Origin of the sequence: Frankia alni ACN14a, assembly GCF_000058485.1 — a bacterium.
In the GTDB taxonomy this organism is placed as follows: Bacteria; Actinomycetota; Actinomycetes; order Frankiales; family Frankiaceae; genus Frankia; species Frankia alni.
Map to the genome: position 1 here is coordinate 860,671 of NC_008278.1, position 13,148 is coordinate 873,818.

The following is a 13,148-nucleotide window of genomic DNA, read 5'->3' on the forward strand; positions in this document are numbered from 1 at the left end:
ATCGTTGGGGACGCCCGTCGGGCCGGTTCCCGACGATCAGCCGATCGACGTCACGGTCGTGCTGCGCCCCACCGCCGCGGATGACTTCCGCGCCGACCCGGACGACGTCGCCGCGGTGCGCGCGTTCGCCGGGCGGGCCGGACTGGACGTCGCCGAGGTCGACGAGCCCGCCCGCACCGTCCGCCTGCGGGGCCCGGCCGCCGCCGCGCGCACCGCCTTCGACACCCCGCTGGCCCTCTACGACTCCGGCGGTCGGGCCATCCGTGGCCGCGAGGGCGACCTCGGCCTGCCCGACGAGCTCGACGACCGCGTCGTGGCCGTGCTCGGCCTCGACGAGCGTCCCGCCGCCCGGCCACGCTTCCAGCCCGCCGCCTCCGCGCGGCAGGGCCTGACCGCCCTGCAGGTCGCGCGGGCCTACGACTTCCCCGCCGCGACCGGCGAGGGCCAGACCATCGCGATCATTGAGCTCGGCGGCGGGTTCGGCCAGGCCGACCTCGACACCTACTTCGGCGGCCTGGACCTGCCGACCCCGGCGGTGTCCGCCGTCGGCGTGCAGGGCGCCGCCAACGTCCCCGGCGGTGATCCGGACGGCGCCGACGGCGAGGTGCTGCTCGACATCGAGGTCGCCGGGGCGGTCGCCCCCGGCGCCGCCCAGGTGGTCTACTTCGCGCCGAACACCGACGCCGGCTTCCTCGCGGCGATCAACGCGGCCGCCGCCGCCACCCCTCGCCCGGCGGCGATCAGTATCAGCTGGGGCGGCCCCGAGTCGTCCTGGACCGCGCAGGCGATGCGCGCCTACGACCAGGCATTCGCCGCCGCCCGCGCCGCCGGCATCACCGTCCTCGCGGCCGCCGGGGACGCCGGCGCCGACGACGCCACCGACCGGCTCGTCGCAGACTTCCCGGCCGGCTCGCCGAACGTGATCGCCTGCGGCGGAACGAAGCTGACCCTCGACGCCGCCGGCGCCCGCGCCAGCGAGGTGGTGTGGAACGAGGCCGCCGACTCGGCGACCGGCGGCGGCTACTCGGCGACGTTCACCCGGCCGGCCTGGCAGCCGGCCGCCGTCGGCCGCTACCGCGGCCTGCCCGACATCAGCGGCAACGCCGATCCGCAGACGGGCTACCGCGTCGTCGTGGACGGCCAGCCGACGGTCGTCGGCGGTACCTCCGCCGTCGCGCCGCTGCTGGCCGGACTCGTCGCCCGCCTCGCGCAGCTCACCGGCGCCCCCGTCGCGGATCTCGCCGCCGTCGCCTACGCCAATCCCGCAGCCTTCACCGACATCACCGCCGGCGACAACCAGGGCTACCCGGCCCGCTCCGGGTGGGACCCGGCGTCGGGCCTCGGCAGCCCCGTCGGCACGAAGCTCCTCACCGCGGTCGGCGGCCCGACCCCGCCGCCGACCACTCCGCCCCCCACGACTCCGCCCCCCACGACTCCGCCGCCGACCATCCCGCCGCCGACCACCCCGCCGACGCAGACGGTGGACGCCGCGGACAGGGCGCTGTGGTCCGCCGTCGCGACCTGGGCGGGCGGCACCCACACGGGGGCAAACGCCAGGGCCGCAAAGGCGGTCCGTGCCTGGGCCCAGGCCAAGAGCCTCGCCTGACCGCACCCGTTCCACGAGGCGCCAGGTCCGGCATCAGGGAACTGTCCCGAGATGTCGGACCTGGCGCGTAAGGGCAGGAGACTGTCAGCCGTCCGGCCGCCGGAATCCGCCCACAACCTCCTCCCTCTCGGTCACCTCCCCCTCGGTCACCTCCATCTCGGTCTTCTGTACTTCGGCGACCTCCGACTCCGGGCGGCGGGCGGTCAGTTGATCAGAGTGATGAGCTGGCGGCCGTCCTGCCAGGTGCCGGTCACGTCGGAGAACGCGTTGTTCTTCCAGTGCAGCAGCCGCACGGCCGTGTTGCAGATGGCCGGGAAAATGTCGATCTGCTTGTTGTCGCAGGTGTAGGGATGGGCCATGACGCTGGGCTGGTCGTGCGTGGCGCGCAGCGCGGTGAGCAGGCCTTCCGCGCTCGGCTGCGGGGTCTTCACCAGCAGGGCCCGCAGGTCGAGCACGGTGGAGAAGGCACCCTGCGACGCCGAGGTGCGATCCGCCTCCGGCACGGCCTTGCGGTAGGCCACCGCGTCGGCGTCCCCGCCGCTGGATCCGACGGGAACGTAGCTGGAGGCGAAGTAGAGGTTGTCGGTGCGGCCCCCGGCGGCCCGTGGCACCGCGGGCGTGGCGCAGGCGCCGACGAAGTAGATGTCGCTGTGGATGTTCAGTGCGGCCGCGGCCTGTACGATCCGCGCGCACGCAGCCGCCTGGAACACGACGATGATGGCGTCCGGGTTGCCGGCGGCGGCCTGGGTGAGTGCCGGCGCGAAGTCCGCCGCGTCCGATTTCTCAGCGATCAGCCGGACGTCGGTGACACCTTTCTTGCGCAGGATGTTCTGGGATCCCTTGATGGCGGCGGTGAGCAGCCCGGGGAGATCGACATACAACGCGTGTGCGCTGCGGATGTGTCGGGTCGCGGTGAGGTAGTCGGTGATGCCGAGCAGCTCGGCCACGCTGCCACCGGAAAGCGCGAACGCGTTCTTGGAGTCGAGTTCCCCGCTGAGCTGCGGAGAGCCGGTGACATAGGGGATGCGGGCCGCCTCGTATATCGGCATGGCGGCCTGCGTACCGAAATCGATGCCGCCGACCACCGCGATCGGCTTTTCGGCGACCAGTCGGTTGGCGCAGTTCTGGGAGGATTCTGGGGAACCGTCGGTCACACAGGTCGCCAGCCGCAGGGGTCGCCCGCCGACGCCGCCGAGCGCGGCATTCGCATGGTCCACGGCAGCCTGCGCCGCGCGCCGGGTCTCCGGGTATGACCCGAGAGTGCTGTTCTCGACGGTGACGAAGCCCAGGGTCACCGGTGGCCCGCTCAGGGGGGTCGACGAGGCGCCGGCTGCTGCGCCACCCGACGAGCCACCGCGTTGGCTCGTGCATCCGGCGCCGGCGACGGCGACGGTCAGGGCGACGGAGAACGCGAACAGGACGCGGGAAGCTTGTCTCACGGGCGCTCAAGCTACACTCCATCTCACCCGGTTCCTGGGTGAGACCGCCGGCCGGCGGGACGGGAGTGATTCGGTGACCGCGCGCCCACACTTCCGAGCCACCGCCCGGCCGTCGGCTTCGATGCTGGACATGTGCTCGGGAGCCCCGTGACCACCTATGTAGCCGCAATGCTGCTGGGCCTTGGCCCGGGCGCGGTGTACGCGGCGCTCGGACTCGGCCTGGTGCTCACCTACCGAGCGTCCGGTGTCGTCAACATCGCGCACGGTGCCTTCGCCATGTACGCCACCTATCAGTATGCCGAGCTGCGCGAGGTCGGTGATCTCGTCCTGCCCGTCGTCGGCCTGCCACCGCGAATTCACCTTACCGACACCCCCACGTTCGGGTTGGCATTGTCGGTATCCCTCGCGATGGCCGCCCTGCTGGCATTGGCGTCCTATCTGCTGGTCTTCCGGCCGTTGCGGCGCGCCCAGCCGATGATGACCGTCGTCGCGGCCGTCGGCCTCACCATCGCGTTGCAGGCCGTCGCCGTCGTCCAGTTCGGTTCGGACAACCGCTTCCTCGCCCCCGTACTGGCCCAGTCGCCGCTGCACCTGCTGGGCGTCACCGTGCCGAGTGACCGGCTGCTGCTGGCGGGCCTCGTCGTCGTGGCCGCGGCCGGCCTGTGGGCGATGTCGCGCTGGACCATGTTCGGCCTCGCGACCCGGGCCGTGGCGGACGATGCGGAGACCACCGCGCTGCTCGGCCGCCGGCCGGGCTGGATCGCCGCAACGAACTGGATGCTGGCGGCGGTGCTCGCCGCCCTGGCGGGCATCCTGGTCGCCCCGATCAGCGCGTTGAACCCGACGAGCTACTCGCTGTTCGTCGTGCCCGCGATCGCCGCGGCCCTGCTCGGCGGGCTGTCCTCGTTCGGCCTGACCGTCGCCGGTGCGCTCGGCCTCGGCGTCGCGCAGGGGTTCCTGCTTCCGTTGCAGCAGGACGTGGGCTGGCTCAACCAGCCGGGGCTGCGGGCGCTGCTGCCGATGATCCTCGTGCTCGCCGTGGCGGGTCGGCGCGGGACGCTGATCCCCGGCCGCGCGGCCGCGGCGGTCGTGTCGGTGCCGCTGCCCGTGGTCGAGCCCGCGCGGCGTCCGCTGGGCGGGCTGCTGCTCGGCGTGCCCGTCGGGGTCGTCGCGCTGCTTCTGCTCACCGGCTCGTGGCGGCTCGGGCTCGAGCGCAGCCTCGCCGGCGCCGTGGTGTGCCTGTCCTTCGTGGTGCTGACCGGCTACGTCGGCCAGCTCTCGCTGGCGCAGATGTCGCTGGCCGGCGTCGCCGGCTTCCTGCTGGCCCGGCTGGAGGGTGAGCTCGGCGTGCCCTTCCCGATCGCTCCCCTGATCGCCACGTTCGCGGCCGCGGTCGCCGGACTGTTCCTCGGGGTGGTGTCGCGCCGGCTGCGCGGCGTGGACCTGGCCCTGATCACGCTCGTCGCCGGGGTCGCGATCCAGGAGGCGGTATTCGGCAACCCGCTGGTCACGGGCGGGCTCGCCGGCTCGTCCGTGCCCAATCCGAAGATCTTCGGTCTTGACCTCGGGCTGTCCGGGGCCGGCTTCCCCCGGGTCCAGTTCGGCCTGCTGGCGCTGTCCGTGCTCGCCGCCGGCGGCTACGGCGTCGCCCGCCTGCGCACCGCCGATCTCGGGCGGCGGATGCTCGCGGTGCGGGCCAACGAGCGCTCGGCGGCCGCGGCCGGGATCGACGTGCGCCGGACGAAGGTGCTGGCGTTCACGTTGTCCGCGGCGCTCGCCGGTCTCGGTGGCTGCCTCATCGGGTACGGCCAGGGCCGGTTGTCCTTCGACTCGTTCGGGGTCACCGCCTCGCTGTTCTTCCTCGCCATCGCGGCCGTCGGAGGGGTGACCAGCGTCGGCGGGGCCCTGGTCGGCGGCCTGCTCGCCCCGGGCGGGCTGGCCTTCACGGCGCTGGACCGCGTCGCCGGCCTCGGCGAGTACCAGCAGTTGCTGTGCGGTCTGGCGGTGGTGGTGCTGGCCGTCCTGCGGCCGGCCGGGCTCGTCTACCGGCCCGGCCGCGCCGGCCGCCCGGCGCGGCCGGGCCAGCCCCGACGCAGCACCGGCCGGACCGGCGGGAGCCTTCGGAGACCGCGCAGGCTGGCGCCCGGCGGGGGTCGGCGGCCCGGCGGGGACGGGGGGCCTGGTGGGGACGGGGGGCCTGGTGGGGACGAGGCCGAGGGCGTCGACGGCAGGCCGCCGCGTCCCGCGGAGGGGAACCGGCCGGGCCTGACCGCGTTCCCGGTCAACCCCGGCGGTGTGCCGTGACCGCAAGGCTGTCCGTCGACATGCTCGCCGCCGGGCAGGGCGGCACCCGGATCGTCGAGGACGTCTCCTTCGGCCTTGCGGCGGGCAGCGTCACCGGCCTCATCGGGCCGAACGGGGCCGGCAAGACGACGCTGATCGACGCGCTCACCGGCTTCGCGACGATCTTCGCCGGCAGCGTGAACCTGGACGGCACCGCGCTGACCGGCCTGCCGGCGCACGAGCGGCAGCGGCTCGGGCTCGCCCGTACCTTCCAGGCCCTGGAGCTGTTCGACAGCCTGGCGGTGGCGGAGAACATCGCCGTGGTGGCGCGTCCGACGTCCGGGTCGATGGATGCCGATCGGCTGGGACTCGCGGCGATCGCCGACCGTCTGCCCGCGACGCTCAGCCATGACGAGCGAGCCGCGGTGGCCCTCGGCCGCGCAATGGCGGCCACGCCGAAGGTCCTGCTGCTCGACGAGCCGGCCGCGGGGCTCGATCCCGGGGACCGGCGCGAGCTCGCCGCGCGCATCCGGCGCATCGCCGGCCACGGCGTGGCCGTCCTGCTCGTCGATCACGATGTCCAGCTCGTCTTCGACGTCTGCGACCAGGTTCTCGTCCTGGACGGCGGTCGGATCGTCGCCCGCGGGCTCCCCGCACAGGTCCGGGCGGATCCGGCCGTTCGCGCGGCCTACCTGGGCGGCTCCGACGGCCCCGAGCCTGCCGCGCCGGTCGAGCCTGCCGCGTCGTCCGAGCCTGCCGCGTCGTCCGAGCCTGCCGCGTCGTCCGAGCCTGCCGCGTCGTCCGAGCCTGCCGCGTCGTCCGAGCCTGCCGCGCCGATCGAGCCTGCCGCGCCGCCCGAGCCGACCGCCTTGGCCGCGCCGGGCGCGGTGACCTCCCCGGCCACCTCCTGGATGCCCGCAGGGCCGCCGGGGGCGGCCACGGCGCCGGCGGCAGGCCCCGAACTGCTCGTGTTCGAGCGGGTGAGCAGCGGCTACAACGAGGGACCGGTGCTGCGGGAGGTGTCGCTGGTCGTCCGGGCTGGCGAGATCGTGGCGCTGCTGGGGGCGAACGGCGCCGGCAAGACGACCCTGATCCGCACGGCCGCCGGCCTGGTGCCGGCGAGTGCGGGCCGGGTCGGGATGTTCGGCGAGTGGTTCCGGCGTCCCGCGCCGAGCACGCTGGCCCGGCGGGGGCTGGCCGTCGTTCCGCAGGGGCGGGGGGCGCTGGGCCGGCTGACCGTCCGGGAGAACCTGCGCCTGGCGGCCGGCCGCAGCCACCGCGGCGAGATCGAGCGGGTCCTGGGCTGGTTCCCGGCGCTCGGCGGCCTGCTCGACCGGCCGGCCGGGGAGCTTTCCGGCGGCGAGCGCCAGCGGCTCGCACTGGCCGTCGCCCTCGTGCGCCGGCCGCGGTTGCTGCTGGTGGACGAGCTGTCGTTCGGCCTGGCGCCCGGCGTCGCGCCGCGGCTGCTCGAGCTGCTGCGCGAGATCGCGGCCGAGACGTCGACCGGTGTGCTGCTCGTCGAGCAGTTCGCCGCTCTCGCGCTGCGGGTGGCCGACCGCGGCTACGTGCTCGACCGCGGTCGGGTCGCGCTTGCCGCGCCCGCCGCGCAGCTCGCCGCCCGCCCCGACCTCATCGAGGCGAGCTATCTCGGCGAGGCACCGGCCGCGCCCTGCGAGTCGCCCTCGTAGGACGTGTCCTTACCGGTGCTCAGGGGCTGGTGTGTGGGCGCCGCGTGGTGGCCGGTTTCTGTCGTGGTTGCGTCGGCACGTGCAGGACGGCTGCCCCCTGACGGCCTGCGCCTGCCGCCGGCCATGACCGGTCGGCCGCAGTCGTCCTACCATGCCTGGGCCGCGGCCGTCAGCGACAACCGTATCAGAATCAGTACCCTGATCAATCCGTCATACCTGCCCAGTTCGTGGACGGCCTAACGTTCATCCAGAGTGACGACGGCCATATGAAATATCTGGGTGCCGGCCTCGGCGGCCTCGTAACGACATGGGAACCGCGGGCAGTAGACGCGTCCGTCCCGGTCGGCACGAGGAAGGTGCTCGGAACGAATATCTGACGAAAAGCAAAGGATTCTCGCCGGGGTGCCCGGCTGGTTCCTCCCTTCTTTCTGCATGGCAGCGATCGCCGAGATCATCCGGGGCCGCCGGAAACGTGCGCGGACTCCCGCCGGGGTGCGCTGTCGTCGACCTCATCACCTGCGTCGAGCCACATCACCTGCGTCGAGCCACATCACCTGCGTCGAGCCACATCGTCCATGTCGACCTCGCCAACTGGTCGACAAGGGTTCGACACCGGCGTCCCTAGCGAAGGTCAGATCGATGGCTGTCAATTTTGCCAACCTGTTCACAAGAAAGTCCACCCCGGCTGACGACAGATCCTCGGAGGCGCGTCACCCGCCGTTCGCGGAGCAAACCCGGAGGCGAACGTCGGGCGCCGCCGAAGAAAGCCGGGACGGCGCGTACGGACCAGATCAGGCGGTCCGCCCGCCCGGCTTCCGCCGGGATCGCGTGGACCCCGATGACGCGGCGGTCGAGACGCTGCGGGAGGGCCGCCGCCGGCTGCGGCCGCTCGGTGGCGACTGCATCGTGGGTCTGTTCTACCTGCCCGAACTCGACCCGCCCGACGGCGACCCGCCCGACGGCGACCCGCCCGACGGCGAGCTGCCGGACAGCGACAGGACGAGCGGCGACCGGGCGCGCAGTGACGTCCCGCGGGCGGCGCCGACCTCGGCCGGGCAGCGGGCGCTGCTCGACCAGGTCATCGCCCTGGTGGGCGCCCGCCACCGGCGGCGCGGCGCGACGGTCGGCCGAGGCGGCCCCGGCGAGGTGATCGTGGTCCGGCCCGCCCGGGCGGGCCGGTCGGCCGAGGGGGCGCTGGACCAGATCGTGCGGACGATCGCCGGCCACGAGTTCGCCGTCGAAGGCCGGCGGCTGCGCGTCACCCCGGCCCCGGGCTACGTCCAGGTCGACGAGGCCGCGGACGACGTGATGGTGATCCGCCGGGCCCGGCTGGCGGCCCAGCACGCCGCCCGGCAGCTCGACCTGGTCCCCGTCGGCTACCACCCGGCGATGGAGGCACGGGCAGGGCGGTTGCGACGCCCGCTGCGGGATCGGCTTCGGCCCGGCGAGGGCCTGCAGATCCTCCTGTCGACCGCGCTGTGCGTCGGCGTGCCGTTCCTCGTCTACAGTGCGCTGTTCGCCCACGGCATCGACCCCACCGCGGTGGTCTTCGGCTTTCTCGTCGTCGCCCTGGTCGGCACCGCCCTGACGATCTACCTGGAGCAGTTGGCCGCGCTCGAGGCCGAGCGGTGCCCGGCCGCGCCGGCTGCGCCCTTCCCGCCGGCCAGCGCCGTCATCGCCGCCTACCTGCCCAACGAGTCGGCCACGATCGTCGACACCGTCCGAGCGTTCCTCCGGCTCGACTACCCGGGGCCCCTGCGGGTGATCCTCGCCTACAACACCCCTCGGCGGCTGCCGGTCGAGGACGTCCTGCACCGCATCGCCGCCGCCGATCCCCGCCTCCTGCTCGTGCACGTCGCCGACAGCACATCCAAGGCGCAGAACGTCAACGCGGCCGTTCCCCTGGTCACCGGCGAGTTTGTCGGGATCTTCGACGCCGACCACCATCCCGCGCCGGACTCGTTCGAGCGGGCCTGGCGCTGGCTGTCGAACGGCGCCGCCGTCGTCCAGGGCCACTGCGTCATCCGCAACGGCTCGGACTCCCGGGTCAGCCGCACCGTCGCCGTCGAATTCGAGTCGATCTACGCGGTCAGCCATCCCGGCCGGGCGCGCATGCACGGCTTCGGCATCTTCGGCGGTTCCAACGGATACTGGCGTACCGACCTGCTGCACCAGATCCGCATGCGTGGCTCGATGCTCACCGAGGACATCGACGCCAGTCTGCGCACGGTCCTGCGCGGTGGGCGAATCGTCTCGGACCCGGAGCTGGTCTCCTACGAGCTTGCCCCGACGACGGTACCGGCGCTGTGGCGCCAGCGAATGCGCTGGGCGCAGGGCTGGTATCAGGCGTCGCGGCGGCATCTGCACCGGGCACTCGGTTCGGGCGACCTCAACGCCCGCCAGAAAGTCGGCCTGTTCTGGCTGCTCGGCTGGCGGGAGATCTACCCCTGGCTGTCGCTGCAGATCTATCCGCTCATCGTCTTCAGCCTCCTGCACCCGAAGGCCGGGCAGGGCTTCCGGCTGAATATTTCCCTGTATGTCGTGGCCGCCTTCTTCTCCACCCTGGTAGGCCCGATCCAGGCGGTGTTCGCGTTCGCCCTCGCCGATCCGTCGATCCGGCGCCATCCGGGCTGGTTCGTCAGGTTCGCCATGGCGAACATCGTGTACAGCGAGTTCAAGAACGTGATCGCCCGGCTCGCCCCGATCAAGGAGTTGCTGCGAGATCGGGAATGGCATGTCACACCCCGTACCGAAGCGGCGCCGCACGGGGCCGGCGAGGGCGCCGGGTTCCCGTACGCCGACGAGGCCGAGCGGTACGCGCAGGCCCCGTCGTGACCGCCTCGTGGCCGCCGCCACCCCCACCGCCGCCACCGCCGGGGCCGGGGCCGGCTGCCCGCGGCGAGACGGAGCGGGCCACGGTGGCGACGGCGCACGGCGATCGGATCCCGCCGCGACCGCGCACGCCGCCTCCCTCGGAACGCCCGTCCACGCCGGACGCGGCGCACGGCGATCGGATCCCGCCGCGACCGCGCACGCCGCCTCCCTCGGAACGCCCGTCCACGCCGGACGCGGAGGTCACCGGCGGGGACGGCGCGGCGCCGAGCACGCGGGTCGCCGCCGGAGACGGCGCGCAGCCGGGCAACGCCGCGGCGGAGCTGGCGGACCTGGGCGGCTTCCGTGGAGTCGCCGCCGTGTCCGTGATCGTCTTTCACGCGTACCAGTTCTGCCGGGGAGGCGGCCGGACCCCGTACCAGGGCACGTTCTTCGGCCACGTCCTGGGCGCCTTCGACGGGATGATCAGCTGGTTCTTCCTGGTCTCCGGCTTCCTGCTGTTCCTGCCGATGGCCACCCGCGTCCGGGACGGGCGCACCCAGCGCTCCGCCCGGCAGACGCTGCTGCGCCGGGGCCTGCGGATCCTGCCCCTCTACTACACGGCGCTGATCGTCGTGTGGGCCGCGCGGAACCCGGGTCTGCCGGGCGACTGGCTCGACCTGCTCGAACATCTCACCTTCACCCAGGTGTTCGACAGCAGGCGGGTGTTCTACACGATCGGCCCGGCCTGGTCGCTCGCCGTGGAGGTCTTCTTCTACCTCTACCTGGCCCTGGTCGCCGCCTGGCTGCGCCGCCGGCGGACCCACCGGGTGCCGCTCGAACACCGCTGGCGCCTGCTCCGCCGGCCGGCGTACGTGCTGATCGCGGTGTCCGCGGTCTGGCTCGGCTACGCGGCCTGGATCGTGCACGCGCAGCACGATCAGTGGGCGTACTGGTTCTGCCCGCAGAACTATGCCGACAACTTCGGGTTCGGGATGCTCACGGCGATCGCCTACGTCCGGTGGGGCCGGGAGCGGCCGCTGCCGGCGGACCTGGCGTGCGCCCTGCGGTTCGCCGCCGGCGGGATCATCATCGTGGCGGCGTTGGTGCGGGGGAACGACGCGGCGTCGTCGGCGGCGTTCTCGACGCTGAACTCGGTCGGCTTCGCCCTCCTGTTCGCCGCGTCGGTGCTGGCGCCGCGCGAGTCGCGGTGGCGCCGGTTCTTCGCCACCCCGGTCTTCGTCTGGCTGGGCATGATCAGTTACAGCGTGTACCTGTGGCACGAGCCGATCCTGTTGCTCGTGCTCGACCGGTACGGCCTGGTCAGCCACGCGCCGTCCGCGTTTCCCTGGGTGGCGGCGGTCCTGGTGGCGGCGGGCGTCCTCGGCGGCTGGCTGAGCTACATCGTCCTCGAACAGCCGGGACGGCGACTGGCCATCCTGGTGAGCAGGCTGCGCTGGGGCCCGCCGAGCGGCAGGTCCGGCCCGCCGAGCGGCAGGTCCGGCGCGGCGGTCGGTGGGGCAGGCGGCGCGAGACCCGTCCAGCCCGTCTCCTGACGTGCGCCGTCCTGGTGGGCCTCGTGCCGGTGGGCCTCGTGCCGATGGGCTTCGTGCCGGTGGGCGTCGTGCCGGTGGACGTCGTAGTGGTGGACGTCGTGGTGGTGCGCGTCGTCGCCTCGTCCTCGCCGTCGTGCCGATGGTGCTGTTCGCGGTCGCGCTGACGGTCACCGTGGTCGTCCGCCGTGGGGGAAGCTCGGTCGGCCCGACGCCCCCGCCGCGGCCACTCGGCGCCGCCGATGCCGGCGGACCGGCGTTTCCCGCGGCCCGGCCGATCGCGGCGGTACGCGGCCTGGCCGGCTGGTCGACAGCGCCGGACGGCAGGCGGCTGGCCATCCTGGACGCTGCCCAGGTCACCGCCGACGGGGTTGCCGCCGGCCCGGGCACTGCCGGCCCGGGCACTGCCGGCCCGGGTGCTGCAGGAACGGGCACCAGTGTCGGCGCCGGCGGGGCGGGCGGCGGGTCGGGGGTGCGGCTGGCCGTCGATCCCGCCGCCCGGGGGCAGCGCATCGACGGCTTCGGTGCCGCACTGACCGAGTCCTCGGCGCGGCTGCTGTGGGGGCTACCCCCCGACCAGCGGGCCGCGGTGCTGCGCAGCCTGTTCGACCCGGTCGCGGGTGCCGGCCTGAGTGTGGTGCGGGTGCCGATGGGCGCCAGCGACTTCGCCACCGGCCAGTACACCTACGACGACGTGGCCGCCGGCACCGCCGACCCGCGCCTGGCCCGGTTCTCGGTCGCCCGCGACGACCGGGTCGTGGTGCCCGTGCTGCGGGAGATTCTCGCGGTCGACAGCCGGGTCCGCATCGTGGCGAGCCCCTGGAGCGCACCCGCCTGGATGAAGTCCTCTAGTCGGCTCGGCGGCGGTTCGCTGCGGCCGCGCTGGTACAGAGCCTGGGCCGAGTACTTCGTGCGGTTCGTCCGGGCCTACGCCGCCCGCGGGATCACGGTGTCCGCGGTGACGGTCCAGAACGAGCCCGGCCACGGCGACCCGTCCTACCCGACGATGACCATGTCCGCGGCCGAGCAGGCGCGGTTCGTGGCCACCGCGCTCGGGCCGGCGTTCGCCGCCGCCGGGCTGACCACCGACATCGTCGGCTACGACCACAACTGGGACACCCCGGCCGTCCCGACGCAGGTGCTCGGCGACGCCGCGGCCGGGCGTTACCTCAGCGGCATCGGCTGGCACTGCTATCGGGGTGACCCGTCCGCGCAGTCCCAGGTGCACGCGGATTTTCCCGGGAAGGCGACCTGGCTGACGGAGTGTTCCGCGGGGGACTGGCACGGCCGCCCGGCGGACGGGTTCGGCTGGTTGGCGGACGTCGTGGTGGACGCGCTGCGCAACTGGGCGTCGACGGCCCTGCTGTGGAATCTCGCGCTGGATCCCGCGGGCGGCCCGCACCTGGGGGGCTGCGGCGGCTGCCGCGGGGTGGTCACGATCGCGCCCCGGGCGGGGACGGACCTGCGCGAGGTCGATCGGTCGCCGGAGTTCGACCTGCTCGGTCTCGCGGCCCGGGCGGCGCCGCGCGGGGCGGTGCGGATCGGCGCGCGGGCATCCTCCGGGGCGGTCGGTGCGGTCGCCTTCAGCCTGCCCGACGGCCACCGGTCGGTGCTGGCGCACAACCGGACCGACGACGAGGCCGTGCTGACGGTGGACGACGGCGGCGGCGCGTTCACGGTGCGGCTGGCCCCGCACGCGCTTGCCGCGTTCCGCTGGCGGCGCTGACCGGCGCACCGGCGCACGGGCGCACGGGCCACGCCCACCGGC

At 73.9% G+C, this 13,148-nt stretch carries 7 protein-coding genes; 6 read left to right on the forward strand and 1 reads right to left on the reverse strand.

The window, feature by feature from the left end; genetic code table 11:
• Positions 1 to 4 precede the first annotated feature (4 nt).
• Positions 5 to 1,606: a S53 family peptidase gene (locus tag FRAAL_RS03415; RefSeq protein WP_197537242.1), complete on the forward strand. Its 1,602-nt coding sequence runs from the start codon at positions 5 to 7 to the stop codon at positions 1,604 to 1,606.
• A gap of 203 nt (positions 1,607 to 1,809) precedes the next feature.
• Here FRAAL_RS03415 and FRAAL_RS03420 read toward each other — a convergent pair whose 3' ends face one another.
• On the reverse strand, positions 1,810 to 3,045 hold the full coding sequence (locus FRAAL_RS03420) for an ABC transporter substrate-binding protein (protein WP_041938772.1): 1,236 nt from the start codon (positions 3,043 to 3,045) through the stop codon (positions 1,810 to 1,812).
• A 147-nt stretch (positions 3,046 to 3,192) separates the two neighbouring features.
• Here FRAAL_RS03420 and FRAAL_RS03425 point away from each other — a divergent pair, with 147 nt between their 5' ends.
• The 5 genes from FRAAL_RS03425 (at position 3,193) to FRAAL_RS03445 (ending at position 13,106) form a co-directional block, all read left to right on the forward strand.
• Positions 3,193 to 5,349, forward strand: coding sequence for a branched-chain amino acid ABC transporter permease (locus FRAAL_RS03425; RefSeq protein ID WP_041938773.1), 2,157 nt, complete (start codon positions 3,193 to 3,195; stop codon positions 5,347 to 5,349).
• Between the two features lie 20 nt (positions 5,350 to 5,369).
• Positions 5,370 to 7,016, forward strand: a complete 1,647-nt coding sequence (locus FRAAL_RS03430; RefSeq protein WP_011602030.1) for an ATP-binding cassette domain-containing protein — start codon at positions 5,370 to 5,372, stop codon at positions 7,014 to 7,016.
• 828 nt (positions 7,017 to 7,844) lie between these two features.
• The gene (locus FRAAL_RS35715) at positions 7,845 to 9,851 is read left to right on the forward strand and encodes a glycosyltransferase family 2 protein (RefSeq protein ID WP_011602033.1); all 2,007 of its coding nucleotides are present in this window, start codon (positions 7,845 to 7,847) and stop codon (positions 9,849 to 9,851) included.
• A gap of 83 nt (positions 9,852 to 9,934) precedes the next feature.
• Positions 9,935 to 11,383 carry an acyltransferase family protein gene (locus tag FRAAL_RS03440; protein WP_011602034.1) on the forward strand — a complete coding sequence of 483 codons (1,449 nt, stop codon included), beginning with the start codon at positions 9,935 to 9,937 and terminating at the stop codon, positions 11,381 to 11,383.
• 139 nt (positions 11,384 to 11,522) lie between these two features.
• A complete protein-coding gene (locus FRAAL_RS03445; RefSeq protein ID WP_085949655.1) occupies positions 11,523 to 13,106 on the forward strand; it encodes a glycoside hydrolase family 30 beta sandwich domain-containing protein in 1,584 nt (527 codons plus the stop codon).
• Positions 13,107 to 13,148: the final 42 nt, after the last annotated feature.